This window comes from Paenibacillus psychroresistens, assembly GCF_009728935.1.
GTDB lineage: Bacteria > Bacillota > Bacilli > Paenibacillales > NBRC-103111 > Paenibacillus_AC > Paenibacillus_AC psychroresistens.
In genome coordinates this window covers 6,749,681-6,765,541 of record NZ_CP034235.1, presented here as the reverse complement: position 1 = coordinate 6,765,541, position 15,861 = coordinate 6,749,681, and the positions used below count along the sequence as shown (strand labels likewise).

At 40.1% G+C, this 15,861-nt stretch carries 14 protein-coding genes and 1 pseudogene; 10 read left to right on the top strand and 5 right to left on the bottom strand.

The window, feature by feature from the left end; genetic code table 11:
- Nucleotides 1-101: 101 nt before the first annotated feature.
- The 3 genes from EHS13_RS30495 to EHS13_RS30485 all read left to right on the top strand — a co-directional run bounded on the left by EHS13_RS30495 (nucleotide 102) and on the right by EHS13_RS30485 (nucleotide 5,360).
- Complete coding sequence (locus EHS13_RS30495; RefSeq protein WP_155703984.1) at nucleotides 102-3,212, top strand: S-layer homology domain-containing protein; 3,111 nt, start codon at nucleotides 102-104, stop codon at nucleotides 3,210-3,212.
- A 387-nt stretch (nucleotides 3,213-3,599) separates the two neighbouring features.
- On the top strand, nucleotides 3,600-4,664 hold the full coding sequence (locus tag EHS13_RS30490) for an HD-GYP domain-containing protein (protein WP_155703983.1): 1,065 nt from the start codon (nucleotides 3,600-3,602) through the stop codon (nucleotides 4,662-4,664).
- Nucleotides 4,665-5,360: a Crp/Fnr family transcriptional regulator gene (locus tag EHS13_RS30485; protein WP_155703982.1), complete on the top strand. Its 696-nt coding sequence runs from the start codon at nucleotides 4,665-4,667 to the stop codon at nucleotides 5,358-5,360.
- Nucleotides 5,361-5,381: 21 nt separating this feature from the next.
- Here EHS13_RS30485 and EHS13_RS30480 read toward each other — a convergent pair whose 3' ends face one another.
- Nucleotides 5,382-6,407: a sensor histidine kinase gene (locus EHS13_RS30480; protein WP_155703981.1), complete on the bottom strand. Its 1,026-nt coding sequence runs from the start codon at nucleotides 6,405-6,407 to the stop codon at nucleotides 5,382-5,384.
- Entirely contained in the window at nucleotides 6,404-7,075 is a 672-nt protein-coding gene (locus EHS13_RS30475; protein WP_155703980.1) for a response regulator transcription factor, read from the bottom strand. The genes EHS13_RS30480 and EHS13_RS30475 overlap by 4 nt, the downstream gene beginning before the upstream one ends.
- A 151-nt stretch (nucleotides 7,076-7,226) precedes the next feature.
- Here EHS13_RS30475 and EHS13_RS30470 point away from each other — a divergent pair, with 151 nt between their 5' ends.
- Together EHS13_RS30470 and EHS13_RS30465 are read left to right on the top strand one after the other, a co-directional pair.
- On the top strand, nucleotides 7,227-7,994 hold the full coding sequence (locus EHS13_RS30470; RefSeq protein ID WP_155703979.1) for an ABC transporter ATP-binding protein: 768 nt from the start codon (nucleotides 7,227-7,229) through the stop codon (nucleotides 7,992-7,994).
- Entirely contained in the window at nucleotides 7,981-9,909 is a 1,929-nt protein-coding gene (locus EHS13_RS30465) for an ABC transporter permease (RefSeq protein ID WP_155703978.1), read from the top strand. Before EHS13_RS30470 ends, EHS13_RS30465 begins: the two co-directional genes overlap by 14 nt.
- A gap of 17 nt (nucleotides 9,910-9,926) precedes the next feature.
- On the opposite strand, the gene EHS13_RS30460 is transcribed toward EHS13_RS30465, so the two are convergent.
- A complete protein-coding gene (locus EHS13_RS30460) occupies nucleotides 9,927-10,418 on the bottom strand; it encodes a MarR family transcriptional regulator (RefSeq protein WP_155703977.1) in 492 nt (163 codons plus the stop codon).
- 138 nt (nucleotides 10,419-10,556) lie between these two features.
- On the opposite strand from EHS13_RS30460, the gene EHS13_RS30455 reads away from it, so the two are divergent.
- From EHS13_RS30455 to EHS13_RS30445, 3 genes are all read left to right on the top strand, one after another.
- A complete protein-coding gene (locus tag EHS13_RS30455) occupies nucleotides 10,557-12,089 on the top strand; it encodes an MDR family MFS transporter (RefSeq protein WP_155703976.1) in 1,533 nt (510 codons plus the stop codon).
- A gap of 246 nt (nucleotides 12,090-12,335) precedes the next feature.
- Complete coding sequence (locus EHS13_RS30450) at nucleotides 12,336-12,665, top strand: ArsR/SmtB family transcription factor (RefSeq protein WP_155703975.1); 330 nt, start codon at nucleotides 12,336-12,338, stop codon at nucleotides 12,663-12,665.
- A complete protein-coding gene (locus tag EHS13_RS30445) occupies nucleotides 12,662-13,057 on the top strand; it encodes an SRPBCC family protein (protein ID WP_155703974.1) in 396 nt (131 codons plus the stop codon). Before EHS13_RS30450 ends, EHS13_RS30445 begins: the two co-directional genes overlap by 4 nt.
- A 148-nt stretch (nucleotides 13,058-13,205) precedes the next feature.
- On the opposite strand, the gene EHS13_RS30440 is transcribed toward EHS13_RS30445, so the two are convergent.
- Entirely contained in the window at nucleotides 13,206-13,475 is a 270-nt protein-coding gene (locus tag EHS13_RS30440; protein WP_155703973.1) for a NifU N-terminal domain-containing protein, read from the bottom strand.
- Nucleotides 13,476-13,527: 52 nt separating this feature from the next.
- Nucleotides 13,528-13,794 (bottom strand): hypothetical protein, encoded by a 267-nt coding sequence (locus tag EHS13_RS30435; protein WP_155703972.1) that lies wholly within the window; start codon nucleotides 13,792-13,794, stop codon nucleotides 13,528-13,530.
- A gap of 49 nt (nucleotides 13,795-13,843) precedes the next feature.
- Between EHS13_RS30435 and EHS13_RS30430 the strand changes: the two are divergent.
- Nucleotides 13,844-14,454: pseudogene (locus tag EHS13_RS30430) on the top strand (LysE/ArgO family amino acid transporter).
- Between the two features lie 309 nt (nucleotides 14,455-14,763).
- Complete coding sequence (locus EHS13_RS30425) at nucleotides 14,764-15,810, top strand: zinc-binding alcohol dehydrogenase family protein (protein WP_227013601.1); 1,047 nt, start codon at nucleotides 14,764-14,766, stop codon at nucleotides 15,808-15,810.
- Nucleotides 15,811-15,861: the final 51 nt, after the last annotated feature.

The following is a 15,861-nucleotide window of genomic DNA, read 5'->3' as shown; positions in this document are numbered from 1 at the left end:
GGTTCCAGTAGCTTCTTCGGATGAAGAGGTCTCAGAAGACGGATGCAATTAACATGCAATTTTACACATAATAATTAATTAGAAAGTTTGGGGAGAAAACAATGAAAATTAAATTTAAGGCATTTAACGCGAAGATTTTGGCTCTACTTTTGGTAGTTTCGCTTTTTTTACCAGTTCTTAATGTTCAAGCATCTGAAGGAATTAGTTCCGCTGGCCTTACTGCTGGCAGCTTTAGTCCCATTGGTGCTACGTATAATAAAAGTGTTAGCCATTATGATTATTTCAGTGATGTGTATCCACATTTGGGGGATACTAATCATGTTTTTAAAACAGTAACAATCGAGGATTTGGATACAGTATTAAGAAGCGAAGGTACCTATGTTGTACTCTTTGGCGGTGCTTGGAGCGACGAAACTCAAGCCGATATTGGATATATTAATCAAGTGGCTAAAGAATATGGCGTTAAAACCATTTATAACTTTGATACTAAGCTAGATGGCAAAGATTTTGATATTGCACAAACCAAGGAACTTAGTACAGTAACATCTAGTACTTACAAGGGAGTTACAACGTCTACTTATAAGTATTTTGATTATGCAGAAGTATATGTGAAATTCGTTAATACTTACTTAACGAACCTAAATACTAACACAGTTTCAGATGTTACTTATACCAAGCGATCAAACAAAGTAGTAACATCACCTGGTACCACGACAGACTCTACTATTCTAGGGTCGGGAACAGCAAAAAAAATCACCTCCCCATTTCTCTTTGTTTACAACAAAGATAATAAGGATTCGAATAATGTTAGCGCTCCGATAGTTTCCTACTTGGAGAAACATGGTCCAGCAGGCTTGGCAAGCTATAATTATAGTAACTTCTCATCAGCTAGTTCAGTAGATACTTATAAAGCTCAGTTAAGGGCTGTATTCGGACAAGCCCAAACTGCAGGATATAATACTTTTAATTCAGTTGATAACTGGGATTTTATTGCACCTGAATTTAATAAAGCCAAGGATGCTTCTGTCGGCAAAGATGTCTTTGTTAAAGCCGATGATATCTCACTTGTATATGAACATGTAACCTATCACGAATTGACTAAGCTGTTGCAGACTAAGGGGAATTATGCAATTCTATTCGGTGGATCTTGGTGCCCCAATACATCAGCGATCATCAAATATGTAAATGAATATGCGAAAAAGTATAATGTGGATAAGGTTTATTTCTGGGATACCAAGCTTGACTCAGGAATAACGGTGGGAATACCTGTGTTTGATGTAAATGGTCAGCATAATAGTACTTTTCTGCAAGTCAGGGATACGAATCATCCTTATGCAAACTTGTATGTGGATCTAGTTAAAACTTATTTAACTAACATTAATACAGAATATAATATAGCTTCTAATAATGTGAGTTATGTCAACGATGGTAAAACTGTAGTTGCAAACAAAGCACAGGTTCCATACCTATTTACGTATAATAAAGATAATAAAGATAAAGATGGTAATAGTGCTCCGATTCTTGGACACACTGAATTGATGTATAATTGGGCGAACATTCAGGAAACAGCTAATAATAATGGTATAGTAGGATTAAACAAAGCGAATTATGTAACGGCTCTGAAAACTATTTTTTCTAAGCTGGAAGCTAAACCAACAGGATTAAGAGGTATTTCACCTACTTCATCCACAGCCAATAACGGACAAATTAATGGTGTAGCATTTGGACAAGAGTACAAGCTTTCTACAGTTACTGATTATGTGTATGTTACAGGAGATAATATTACTAACTTAGCGCCAGGCACTTACAATGTAAGATATGCGGCTAAGGTAGGATATAATGGACCGGTTACTGTTTCAACTGGATCTGGAAAAGATAGAGTTACAAAAAATGTAGCACCAACCACACCAATATATGCAGCTAGCGAATCGGTAGATGTTGTAGTTCCAGCTTATTCCACTTCAACTGGTGGAAATGGGGATCCTGGAACAGGTGGAACACCAACCGCAACTCCAACTGCAACACCTGTACCGACTGCTGTTCCGACTAGTGGAACACTGGCAGTACCTTCAAAAACGGATGCCGCTACAGGAGCAACTACAGCATCAGTATCTACTGAAGCTGTTACAACCCTAGTAGAAAACGCTAAGAAGGATGCAGTTGCTGGCAAGTCCACTACCGTGGTATTCAAGGTTGCAGCGACTGCTGATACTAAATCGTCTGAGTTAACACTACCAGCGAATACATTCAGTGATTTGACAGGCAGCACTAAAGCTGACATTAAGATTGACTTTGGAATTGGCACGATCACTTTTGACTCAAAAGCAGCGGGAAGTATCCATCCAGCAGCAGGTTCAGGTGACATCATTATTAAAATTGCTAAGGTAGAGCTATCAGAAGAAAGCAAGCAAGTATTAGGAGACAGACCGGTGTATGACTTTACCGTAACTGCAGGAGGCAGCAATGTCTCAACCTTTGGCGGGGGCAGTGTAAGCATTAGTGTTCCTTATGTGCTTAAAGCGGGAGAAGATCAAGACTCTGTCATCGTCTACTATGTTACTGATGCAGGTGAATTGGAAACTATTCGCGGCAAGTTTAACGCAGCAACGGGAACTGTTGATTTTAGCACAACGCATTTCTCCAAATATATTATTGGCTATAACAAAGTAACCTTTGCTGACATCTCAGATTCAGCTTGGTACAGCAATGCAGTAGGATTCCTAGCTGCACGAGAAATTACCAGCGGAACAGGCGGGAATAAATACAGCCCGAATGCTACTGTGACCAGAGGTCAATTCATTGCTTTATTATTGAAAGCCTATGGAGTGAAGGAAGAAGCAGTAGGATCCGATAATTATGCGGATGCAGGAAATACCTATTATACTAATTACCTTGCAGCTGCCAAAAAACTTGGAATTACTGCAGGTATAGGCAACAACAAATTCGCTCCAGATGCTCAGATTACACGTCAAGATTTATTCACACTATTGTATAAAGCCCTTGATGTTCTAGGTGAGCTTCCACAAGATAAAACAAGTGCAACAGTTTCGAGCTTTAAAGATGCAAGTCAAATTGCAGGCTATGCACAAGAAGCATTCAAAATACTTGTTGAGAGTGGAGTTATCACAGGTAGTGATTCAAAGCTTAACCCTAAAGGTGTAACTACGAGAGCGCAAGTAGCGCAGGTTCTGTATAACTTGTTTTCAAAGTAATAGCTAAGGTATTGGAATAAAATCAAGCTTTGAATCCAGCGGCAAACCCGTGAAATTTCAAAATTTCATGGGTTTTTGTGCGCTTGGATCTACCATTATAATCAGATGAAAGGAGAAACAAGTTGGATTTTATAGCGGGGAATATCGCAAAAAAGAAAATTGGGACTATGACGGAGGAGCAGATAAGATCAACAATAAATGACTTAATTAAGTAGCCAATGCAGATAAGAAATCGTTCGTCCAATGAAAACGGTACCAAACTCCTAATCAAAAAGTTGTATATCCTTCTTTAGTCACATTAGTCTGCATTATCCGACCTATTTCTTTGTTTTGTAATAGAGATTACAGAATAAGACAAATCGCTATGCTACTATTTGATTAAGGTCAGTGACCTTAGAACTATATCTTGAGGTGGATGAAGTGAGACTCGTTACAGCGGATGATGTGCGTGAAGGTGATCGAATCGGAATGGATATCTATGCGGCAGATGGACGGCTGGTATTGCGGCAGGGTATGATAGTTACGACAAGATTAATTGAAGGACTCAAAAGATTGCAGATCGAAGGCATATACATAGAAGATGAACGCTTCCAAGATATTCAAGTCGAAGATGGAGATAGCATGAGATTTCGCATGAAAGCCATTTCTGCCTTGAATAATGCATTTGAAGAGATTACACAAAAGAGAAATTTCAACAGTAAATCATTGATTGAAACCAGCGAGGAAATGGTTAATTACTTGGTTGCAGAGCAAGATCCATTAATTCAGACTAAGAATATTCGCACACGAACAGGATACTTATTGGATCATAGTATCAATGTTGCGATGTTATCGGTATTGACGGCTAAAGCATTGGATTATAGTGTGGAGCAGCTGCGTGTAATTGGTATAGGTGCTATGTTGCATGATATTGGGTATGCATTGCCAGGTCTTAAGGATCCCTATCATGAGCATCCCAAAGCAGGTTTTGATATAATCCGCAAGCATCAGGAAATCCCTTTAATGGCCGCACATTTGGTATTGCAACATCATGAGAAGACCAATGGTACGGGTTTTCCATTCGGAGTGAAGGGTAAAGAGATTAGAGAAATGGCGCAAATTTGTGCAGTTGCTAATGATTTTGATCATCACGTGAATGAAATTGACAAAAATCGACTTCCGCATGAAGGAATTGAGTATATCATGTCGAAAGTAGAAACAACCTATGATATTCATATTGTGCAAGCCTTTATGCGAAACGTTGTACCTTATCCGGTTGGGACTATAGTAAGTTTGACGAATGGGGTAAGCGGAATAGTGACGGAAATCAACAAAACGAATTCATCGAGACCTGTGATTAGAGTGCTGGATAAAGATCAAACCATTTCCTTGTTAGATCATCAAACCTTATTTATTAAGGAGGTACTCTCAAGCAGGGATTTGTGTTTTTCAAGGGAAAAGGAGATTGTATAAATGGAAAGGGATATAAAAGCAGTTCTGAGAACACTCCCCTTTTTGCAGGATCTTGATGCTGGATATTTGGAATCTACCATACCCTTGTTTCAAAAAAGAAGAGTGAAAAAGGGTTCAATCATTTTCTTTGAAGGTGATGAGGGGGACGAATTCTATATTATAGAATCAGGGCTTGTCAAAATATACAGCTTTGACGGAGCTAAAACCGTAATTCTTGCTTTTATCCGTGAAGGTAATTATTTCGGCGAAATGGCATTAATCAAACCTGGTCTCCTGCGATCCGCTACAGCGGAAACGTTAGAGGCTACTGATCTCTATGTGCTGAGAAGACGTGACTTTGAGCAGCTGTTGGTTAAGAATAATAAAATGGCCTTGCAGATGTTATGGTTTACGATGGAGCGCCTGCGTAATGCCAATGAACAAATTCAAGATCTTACTTTTCTGAATGCACGCGAACGAATTTTAAAAATATTACTACGTCTTTCCAAGGAACATGGTACTTTATTAGCAAATGGTGAAATGCAGATTAATTTGAAGCTGACTCATCAACAAATTGCTGATCTGGTAGGTGCTGTTCGCGAAACAGCTTCTAAGATATTGCAGGAGCTTCAAGAGGAAGGCTTTATTACTGTGGATCAGAAAAAAATAATTCTCAAGGATCCAGCTAATTTTGAAAAAAAGGTAACAGACGTTTAAATTACAAACTAGATAGTTCACTTACATATTGAAGTAATTTCTAATTTTCGGGAAATGAATGATCAGCTTAGTGTATTTACCTTCCTCCGATTGAATAGATAGTCTATGATCAAGCTTAATGGATAATTGCAAAGCCAAATATAGTCCCATCCCAGTTGATTTGGTAAAACTTCTCCCAGACGAGCCTGTAAATCCTTTCTCAAAAACACGCTGGATATCCTCTGGTTTAATACCAATTCCTGAATCTATGAGCAGCAACCTTTTTTCTAGCTGGTCCTCCTCAAAGCTAATCAGAATTTCGCCGCCATCCCCTGTATATTTTAATGCATTAGCTATGATTTGATCGATAATAAAACCAAGCCACTTGCTGTCTGTTTGGATAAATTGTGGAGTCTCATACATTTTAAAACGAATGCGTTTATTGATAAATAGCTTGGCGTATTTTTTAATACTCTCTTTAATAATTTGATCCAAGAGTGTTTCGGTAATGAAATAATCCTTGGAGAACGTATCAATTCGCGAGTAATAGAGAGCTTGCTCGACATAATTATCAATTTTATTCAGCTCGTCCTCTAATTTATCAACCATATAGTCTACTGATTTCCCCGTACTATGCTCCATTAGCAGCCGACTTGAGGCAATGGGAAGCTTGACTTCATGGATCCATGACATGATAAAATCCTGATGATCTCTTTTTTCAGCATGCAATTTCTGTAGCCGATTGGAGTGCTCGGAATGCAGCTTTTTTAGCAGGTCTATGTAAAGTGCTTGCTCATAATTTTGTGGTTCAGGCAATGCGGTGGCAGTGTCTTCATGTGTATTCGCTATCAGCTTTTTCAGCTTATCATAGTAGGAATTGCGGTAATAGTAACCAGCAGTCAAGTAGCAGCAGACAAAAAAGAGACAAGTAATATTCGTGTATAGCAGATTATTAATAGCATGCTGGTGATTGACGCTTACCAGCATAATTAATGAAACGAAGAGCATTAGTACAACATATAAGACAAGAAAATACCGTTTATCCAAAACATAGCGAATAAAGCTCATAGGATCATATACCCTTGTCCTTTCTTGGTGCTGATGAAGCTCTCTTTGCCAAGCTCCGCAAGCTTCTTACGCAGTCTTGTCATATTGACGGTTAGCGTATTATCGTCAACAAAGCTTTCATCCTCCCACAAGCTGCGCATGACTTTTTCACGGCTCACAATGACGCCTTTATGCTGCATCAGCAGCAAGAGAATTTTAAATTCGTTTTTGGAAAGCTCGACTTTTTGCTCACCTGAGAACATGTTGCCCTCCAGCAGATTAAGGAATATGCCGTCATGCTCTAACGCTTGGGATTCTATCTCGGCGTAAGAGTAGGTTCTCCTTAATAATGCGTTAATTTTGGCGACCAGTACATCTGTATAAAAGGGCTTCTGAATGAAATCATCTCCGCCCATATTCATCGACATGACCATATCCATCGGTGTGTTGCGTGAGGAGAGGAAGATTATAGGTACTTTGGAAACCTCTCTAATTTTATTGCACCAGTAAAATCCATCATAAGCCGGTAAATTGATATCCATTAGCACTAGATGAGGTTTTTCAGTCAAGAATAGCTGCAGTACCTGCTCGAAATCAATGGTTAATACGGCTTCAATACCCCATTTACCGAGTGCTTCTCCTACCATATCGCGAATAGTAGGCTCATCCTCTACAATCATGATCTTCATAATCATCCCTCCTAATACAAGGATGGTAGCACAGACGTGACAAAAATGTAAGGTTTAATCCACAAGCTGTAAGCTGATTCGATGGTTGGTTAGTTCTGTGGATGGTAGTATGAATGCATAGAGCAGAAATCAGTAGTGGAGGTAAATGAAGATGAAATATGTTGTTGAAGCTAAGCAAATTAAAAAAGTATACGGTGCTAAGGGAATTGTCTTTCCGGCATTGGATGAAATTGATTTAAATGTTCAGGAAGGCGAATTCGTCGCGATTATGGGGCCATCGGGGTCTGGCAAAACCACTCTGCTTAATTTATTAGCGACTATCGATCAGCCCACAACCGGTGATATTCGGATTGACGGAGTAAGTATTATAAGCATGAAAGAGGAGCAACTATCCACATTCCGTCGCGATAAGCTTGGTTTTATTTTTCAGGATTTCAATTTGCTGGACACATTAACGGTGAGGGAAAATATACTGCTGCCGCTGGCTCTAGCCAGAATGAATGTTGCGGAAATGGAACGTAGAGTGGATGAAATTGCCGATACCTTTGGGATTCGTCCGATTCTTGATAAATATCCCTACCACATTTCTGGGGGCCAAAAGCAGCGTACAGCCGCATCCAGAGCGATTATTTCCAACCCGCGCTTAATTTTGGCAGATGAGCCTACGGGCTCGCTCGATTCTAAGTCAGCCACAGATTTGTTGGAAAGCTTGAAAGGATTAAATGAGCGGAATCAAACGACCATATTGATGGTTACGCATGACGCTTTTGCTGCAAGTTATTGTAAACGTGTATTGTTCATTAAAGATGGCAAAATGTTCACAGAGCTAGTGAAGGGTGAGATTTCACGCAAGGAATTTTTCAGAAAAATATTGGATGTATTAGTCGTGCTTGGAGGTGGCTCGAATGACGTTATTTAATGTGGTGAAAAAAAACGTCATTGGCAATTTTAAAAGCTATCTGATTTACTTTATTTCGATGATTCTCAGTGTGGTGATCTATTATACATTTGTTGCGCTTAAATATAGCTCTGATATTCAGAAAAGCATTTCCGCTTCCGACTCCATGAACATTATTTTTACGGAAGGCTCGGTTATATTGATTTTGTTTGTCGCTGTATTTGTTCTATATTCCAATGCTTTTTTTACCAAAAGGCGCAAGAAAGAGGTAGGCTTATATTCTCTGCTAGGTGTAAGGAAGAAAACCATTGGCAGCATGCTGTTCTATGAGAATTTGATTATGGGTTCCATTGCGCTCCTTGTGGGTATTGTGTTGGGAACGATTCTCTCGAAATTGTTTGTATTGATCTTACTTAAGCTCTTGGATTCAGCCATTGAAATAAGCTTTAGCCTATCTTGGCAAGCTATTATTAATACAGCCATAGTCTTTGCCATTGTTATTCTCTTTACCTCCATACAATCCTATCGAGTGATTTATCGGTTTAAGCTAATCGAATTGTTTCAAGCGGAAAAAGAGGGGGAACAAGCACCGAAAACTTCCGTAATTGTTGCGGTTCTTGCCATTATTCTAATCGCGTTCAGTTATTGGCTTGTTTTTCAACCGATGGAAACCTCCGCACGATTGGCGATTTATTTTTTACTGTTCATGGTCTGTATTATTATTGGGACTTTATTATTATTCCGCTCGTTGACGATTTACCTCCTGAGAATGGCGCAGAAAAACAAGGCGCGTTATTATCGGGGCATGAACTTAATTGGTACTTCACAATTGTTATATCGCATTAAAGGAAATGCAAGAATGTTAGCGACAATTGCTTTGCTTAGTGCGGTAACTTTAAGCGCTATTACGGTGGGTTATACCCAATATGTTAATGTGGCTACGCAAGCAAATAAAGAATCACCTTTTAGCTATACGTTTGTTTCGCAAGATGAAGCATTTGATCAGCAGGTGGAGAAGGTTATTGCCGGGGATCAAGCGCACCCAGTTACTGCACAGCTCGATATTCCGGTCATCAGGACGAAGATTGCTTCATCCAATTTGGAGATTTTGCCACCTAGTGTGCTGGAGGAGGATGAAAATCCACTTAAGCTGATTTCCCGGAGTACATTTAATCTAATGTCAAAAGCATTGGATAGAGAGACGCAGATTGAGCTTACAGGGGAGCAAGCAGCGATAATCCGACCGTTGTATACATCGTTTTCTAGCGCGGACTTTAGAGGATTTACACTTAACATAAAACTGCCTCAAGGTGAACAAGCTATTTCCTTTGTTACTTTGTTGAAAGATAGGGTGCTAAGCTGGAGCTACCCCGATTTTCTCGTTATCGTCAGTGATGGGCTTTATGCAGAGATGGCTAAGCAAGTTCCGCCAATTACTTATAAGGTTTACAAAGTAGCCAATGAGGAATCTGCAAGTACAGTATCCGCTCAATTGAAGGATTTGGATAGAGAGGGTGCCAAGGTAACTGCTTACTATAGTATCTATAGACATAATCTCGAGGATGCAGGCTTAGGTATTTTTATGCTAGGATTTTTGGGCTTGGTTTTTCTAGCGGCAACAGGGAGCATGATTTACTTTAAACAGCTGACAGAGGCACACTCGGATAAAAGGCGTTATGAAATTCTACGGAAGATCGGAGTTAGTAAAAAAGAAATCAGGAATTCTGTAGCAAAACAAACCTTGTTTGTTTTTGGACTCCCGCTGGCTGTGGGGATCGTGCATAGTACAATGATTCTAAAAGCATTATTAAGTATTAATTTAATTACTTTTAACTACGCTTTCCCCATTGTACTATCTGTGACAGCCTATATAATCATTTATCTTTTTTATTATGTTATAACGGTGAACTCTTTTAATAAAATTGTTAATTCGTAAGCTAGAGTAATTTGAAGCTATTCGCTTGGTTTAGTTTCGATTAATTGTTTTAATTTGTCTGTTTCTTGAAGCATCATTTGACTGCTCTCGGTAATGAATCGCAGAATAACATTAAGCTCCTGGTCTGTATATTGACTGCTCATTTGGACAGATGATTCATAGAGGGATAAGAAAAGCTTGCCCATTCTTGCTTGGCTATCCATAGCTGGAGCTATCATCACACGTCTGCGATCATGCGGATCCTTCTCCCGATTCACATAACCAGCTTTTTCGAGACGATCGATTACACCTGTGACGGCCCCTGTAGTTAGACCCGTCAGCTCGGCAAGCTTGCCTGCAGTTTGGGGACCTTCTTCTAGCAGGAAGCCCAAGCATTTGTGGTCGGTAATATTCAAACCAAGAAAGTCAGCTAGTGTCTGGTGGAATAATATGCCTCTTGTACTGGATAGTTTTAATTGCCCGATTAAGTGATCAATCAATTGAGATCGCTCTGAATTTATGCTTGACATAAATATTACCTCCGACTAATATGAAATATATCTTAGTTTATTAAGTTATTTATCTGAATAAGATAATTAATGAAGTAAGTATTCATTAATACTAAGATTATAACATAATAATCAGATTAATAAAGGAGTTGATGGTTTATGGCAGTAAAAAAGAGCAGATTGGGTATTGTAATTGCAGGTTTATTGCTAGGAATCTTTGTAGCATCCATTGATAACACAATTGTTGCAACTGCAATGGGGACGATTGTAGGGGAGCTTGGCGGGCTGGATAAATTCGTTTGGGTTACCTCTGCCTATATGGTTGCTGAAATGGCAGGCATGCCGATTTTCGGGAAGTTATCTGATATGTTTGGACGCAAACGGTTTTTCATTTTTGGATTGCTGATGTTTTTGCTGGGTTCTGTGCTGTGCGGATCAGCAAATAGCATAGTGGAGCTTAGTATTTATCGGGCGATTCAAGGGATTGGCGGAGGGGCATTGATTCCAATCGCATTTACGATCCTCTTTGATATTATTGAACCTGAGCAACGTGGCAAGATGGGTGGGATGTTTGGAGCTGTATTTGGACTCTCGAGTATTTTTGGACCCTTGCTAGGTGCATATATCACTGATTATATTGGCTGGAACTGGATATTCTATGTTAATCTGCCGATTGGTTTAGTTGCCTTTATCTTCGTTGCATTCTTCTATAAAGAATCCTTGCAGCATGCGAGACAAAAAATCGATTGGTGGGGAGCGACTACACTTGTTGGAGCTATCGTTTCTCTAATGTTTGCCATCGAGCTTGGCGGTAATAAGTACGCTTGGGATTCAGCGCAAATACTTGGATTATTCGCTGTGTTCGCAATTTTACTGATAACCTTTTTGTTTATTGAGTCGAAGGTAGAAGAGCCGATTATTTCATTTAACATGTTTAGGAATCGGTTATTTGCAGGAAGTACCTTGGTGGGATTATTCTCCGGAGCCGCGTTTATCACAGCAGCGGTGTTTATTCCGCTATACATTCAAGGTGTCTTTGGGGGGACAGCTACAAACTCAGGGCTAATCCTGCTGCCGATGATGCTGAGCTCTGTTGTAACGGCGGCGGGCGGCGGTATACTGATGAATAAATATAGCTATCGCAATCTTATGCTGCCATTCTCCGTGCTGCTGTTAATAGGAATCATCCTGCTCACAACTTTGAGTACGGAAACACCACGGTACATGGTCACTCTTTATATGATCATCACTGGATTGGGAATAGGGGCTTCATTCTCTGTGTTAGGCAATTCAGCGATTCATCATTTTGATACAGACCAACGCGGTGCCGCCAACTCGGCGATGGCGTTTGTTCGATCCTTTGGAATGACAATTGGGATTACGATTTTTGGAATCATTCAACGCAACATTTTCACTAATCGATTGACTGAATCTTTTGCTGGGGAAGGTAATGCAGCAGCTAGCACCGCCATTGGTGACCCGCGAGAAATGCTCTCACAGGCTGGAAGAGCGAAGATTCCGGCTCCGGTACTGGAGAAGATTACGGCGGCATTATCTACATCTATTGCTCATACCTTCGTTTGGGCTTTAGTTCCTGCTGGGCTGGCCATCGTCTTCGTATTATATATGAGCAATGAACGTTTAATTGTTCCAAGTGCTGCAGTGAAAACTGCTCCGGCTGAGAATCTTTAACAATAAATCAGTTGTGGCTCCGTCGATTGCCTCCTTGATGGGGCTTTCGGCGTTTTTTTGTTTATTAACTAATTAGTAGAGTTTAAAAATGTTGTTGACATGACATCAAATGGTGTCCTATAATAAACGTGTCACCTAATGGTGTCTAATTATCGCCTCATAGGCGCTACGTCCGAAGAACCGCGTACTTTAAAGAGGTGGTGAAATTAACGGCAGTCCCTTGGTTATAATTAAGGAGAGGGTCTTGTGAGTGAGAACAACCAGCATCGGGATGTGTTTGACGCGATTGCAGATCCAACTAGGCGCCGACTAATTCGTCTATTAGCAGAGGTAGAGGAGATGCCGCTTTATGAATTAACGGCACAGTTTCAAATGGGCCGTACAGCGGTATCCAAGCATTTAACAATTCTTAAAGAGGCAGGACTGATACTTGACCGAAAAGTAGGCAGAGAAACGCGATTTAGGCTAAACGCCTCGCCGCTCAGAGAAATTCAAGATTGGGTGGCTTTCTACAGCAAGTTTTGGAGTACGAATATGTTTCGCTTGAACCAACTATTAGAGGAGGAAGAAGAATGAGTTTAACATTATCATTGGATTATCAGTATACGTCATCAATTGAGAAGGTTTGGTCCGCCCTTACCGATTCAAGCAAGCTTGCCAAGTGGATCATGGAAAATGATTTTAAGCCCGTCGTAGGACACCGTTTTCAGTTTCGCACTCAGCCGACCGAATATTGGAGTGGAGTTATTGAGGGTGAAGTGCTAATCGTGGATCCGCCAAACCGGTTGTCCTATACTTTTGCCAGCGGTGAGACGCACACGGTCAACTGGACGCTGCAGGATTTAGGGGACGGGAAGGTTAACCTTCATCTCGAACAAATCGGATTCTCAAATGTTCAAGGACTCGAAGGCGCTAAGTATGGCTGGGGTAATTGGAGTAGCGAGCTTGCAAAGTTGTTGGAACAATAACCGCATTCGGTACTGTAACATCTTCTTAACCAATGCTAAATTAATAGGTACGATAGACCCGAATCAACATAAACCAGCCGCATGTAGTGTGCAGCTGGTTTATGTCTATTTTACATACGACGTGGATCGAGTTCCAAAACTAAGTCACTCAGGCGTAAACAATCTTGAAAGCCTCTTCCACTTGCGGAAGAATGGCATCCCAGGATGTATCCGCTTTTTTACTGATAGTAACGAAGTCCTTGATCCCAAATATGTTATCAATGCCTTCAATGCTCAATAAAGCCTTAGCCAACGGATGATCGGTTTCATCCCCTGCTTTTAGAGATGTACTCCGTGGACCTTCAAATAAAGTTTGATTCGTATTTACCTTGATCGAATTCGGATTCGGTGTTTCTTGAATATTGATTTCAATTGCCATAAGATTAGCTCACTCCCTTAAGCGCTATTGTAACATGTTGGATGGAGGCAAGCTACCTACTTCGTTTTCGGCGTTGAGCCGACCAAATCCAAACCACAGTACCTACTAGATATATGGGCAGCACTATAACTAATAAGGTTGCGAAATCAGCCAGATCATCCCAGCCGCCTTTATCCTGAAGTAGATTCACTACAAATAGCAAAGATCCGATCAAATAAATAGCTGCAGCGATCCAATATCGGCGAATTCCTGTTATAATAGGAGCGGCAAGGATTATGATCCAAAAGATAATATAAACAATTTCTCCTTGAAGACTCATTTTCATCACCTCTAGATCTATTATAAACTAAAAGGAGATTCCCTGAATCATGTTATTCCACGCTTATCTTCACGGTTTTATTCTGGCTTTTGGACTAATTATTCCCTTAGGAATTCAGAATTTTTTTATTTTCAGTCAAGGAGCTGTTAAGCAGCGATTTAGAGAGTATTGCCGATAGTAGTAACAGCTGGCATTTGTGACACTTTATTGATATTGCTGGCAGTTCTTGGTGTATCGGTTATTGTGCTTAGCTTTGCTTGGATGAAAACCGCTTTGATTATTGCAGGATGCCTATTTCTTGTTTATATGGGCATTATCACATGGCGCAGTAAGTCACCAAGCCCCTCCTCAAATGCAGTCGAACCCATAAGTCTGGCGAAGACAATTAGCTTTACCGTAATGATTTCCTTATTGAACCCCCATGCTATTCTAGATACGATCGGTATTGTTGGGGTAAGCTCATTAAGCTACTCGGGATATGCAAAGATTGCTTTTACCGCAGCTTGTATAATGGTGTCTTGGACTTGGTTTTTTAGTTTAGCGATTTTGGGACGGTTTGTTGGGCTGAGAGATAAATCAGGCGCAATTATTAAATCGTTCAACAAAATTTCCGCAGTTGTTATGTGGGCTGCTGCCATTTATATGATCTATATGGGATAATCCATAGTGAATCTCAACAAATACAAAAAGAACCTCTTTTCATATGAGGTTCTTTTTTGTAGTGAAAAATTATATAAAGAAACCTGCACTTAAAATGATAACTAATAAAATGTACAAAACCAAAATCATTGCAGTAGAAGTACCTACGAATGCGCTCATGGAATTCACCACCTTACGTATTAGATAAATTACAATATGCAGGATATGGACATAACTCTTGGGTTATAAATAAAGATCAAGTTACATCTAACCTTTAAATACCCTATAATTAAAGTTGAACTTATATAAGCAATCGAAAGGAACATAACCATGAAATCTTCTAAACAAATGATGAAAGCCATAGGTCTGTACAAATATTTGCCGATTGATAATCCTGAGAGTTTAATTGATGTTGAAATTGAAAAGCCGCAGTTACCTAGCAATCGGGATTTATTGGTGCAAGTTAAAGCTATATCAGTAAACCCTGTAGATACCAAAATTCGCGCGCCAAAAGATAAAGTAGAAGAAGCTCCGCGTATTCTCGGTTGGGATGTTGCAGGGATAGTGGAACGGGTTGGACCAGATTGTACGTTATTTCAACCAGGAGATGAGGTTTATTATGCAGGAAGTGTCATACGACCAGGTGGAAATAGTGAATTCCATCTTGTTGATGAGCGTATTGTGGGGCATAAGCCGAAATCATTAAGCTTCGCCGAAGCAGCGGCACTGCCACTTACTACTATTACTGCCTGGGAAGCGCTTTATGATCGTTTGAATATTTCTCATCATCCCGACGGGAACGAGGAAAAGTCGATTTTGATCATTGGAGCCGCAGGTGGAGTAGGATCTATTGCGATTCAATTGGCAGGTATGGCTGGATTAAATATTATTGCAACAGCTTCTCGACCAGAATCAATTGAGTGGGTAAAGCAGCTGGGTGCCGATTATGTGATTAACCACCATGAGCCTTTTATGCCGCAGTTGAAGAAGCGTGGCATTGAGCAAGTCGATTATATTTTTTGTTTAAATAATACAGCTCAGCATTGGAGCCACATGGCGGAGGCTATCGCTCCTCAAGGCAAGATTTGCTCGATTGTTGGCATGGGAGAGCCTGTAAACCTCCAGCCGCTTTTTGGCAAAAGCGCCACATTTGTTTGGGAGTATATGTTTACCCGAGCCATGTATAAAACCGATGATATGGAAGAGCAGCATAAACTGCTGGAACGTGTAGCAAAAATGGTCGATGCCGGTAAGATCCGCACTACACTAGTGGAATGTATCGAACCCATTAATGCTGAGAATCTGCGACTGGTCCATCAAAAGCTTGAATCGGGACACACTATTGGGAAGATAGTTCTGCAAAACTTTCCTGAATAAAGCATATAAAACTTCATGTAAGACTTTTGTAATCTATTTGTTAGTTTAAAT

Excerpts from the sequence above, each read along its gene's own strand:
- EHS13_RS30475 (WP_155703980.1), bottom strand. The coding sequence starts at position 7,075 with ATGAAGATCATGATTGTAGAGGATGAGCCTACTATTCGCGATATGGTA.
- EHS13_RS30445 (WP_155703974.1), top strand. The coding sequence starts at position 12,662 with ATGAGTTTAACATTATCATTGGATTATCAGTATACGTCATCAATTGAG.
- EHS13_RS30455 (WP_155703976.1), top strand. The coding sequence starts at position 10,557 with ATGGCAGTAAAAAAGAGCAGATTGGGTATTGTAATTGCAGGTTTATTG.
- EHS13_RS30480 (WP_155703981.1), bottom strand. The coding sequence starts at position 6,407 with ATGAGCTTTATTCGCTATGTTTTGGATAAACGGTATTTTCTTGTCTTA.
- EHS13_RS30485 (WP_155703982.1), top strand. The coding sequence starts at position 4,665 with ATGGAAAGGGATATAAAAGCAGTTCTGAGAACACTCCCCTTTTTGCAG.
- EHS13_RS30460 (WP_155703977.1), bottom strand. The coding sequence starts at position 10,418 with ATGTCAAGCATAAATTCAGAGCGATCTCAATTGATTGATCACTTAATC.
- EHS13_RS30470 (WP_155703979.1), top strand. The coding sequence starts at position 7,227 with ATGAAATATGTTGTTGAAGCTAAGCAAATTAAAAAAGTATACGGTGCT.
- EHS13_RS30425 (WP_227013601.1), top strand. The coding sequence starts at position 14,764 with ATGAAATCTTCTAAACAAATGATGAAAGCCATAGGTCTGTACAAATAT.
- EHS13_RS30435 (WP_155703972.1), bottom strand. The coding sequence starts at position 13,794 with ATGAGTCTTCAAGGAGAAATTGTTTATATTATCTTTTGGATCATAATC.
- EHS13_RS30465 (WP_155703978.1), top strand. The coding sequence starts at position 7,981 with ATGACGTTATTTAATGTGGTGAAAAAAAACGTCATTGGCAATTTTAAA.
- EHS13_RS30495 (WP_155703984.1), top strand. The coding sequence starts at position 102 with ATGAAAATTAAATTTAAGGCATTTAACGCGAAGATTTTGGCTCTACTT.
- EHS13_RS30440 (WP_155703973.1), bottom strand. The coding sequence starts at position 13,475 with ATGGCAATTGAAATCAATATTCAAGAAACACCGAATCCGAATTCGATC.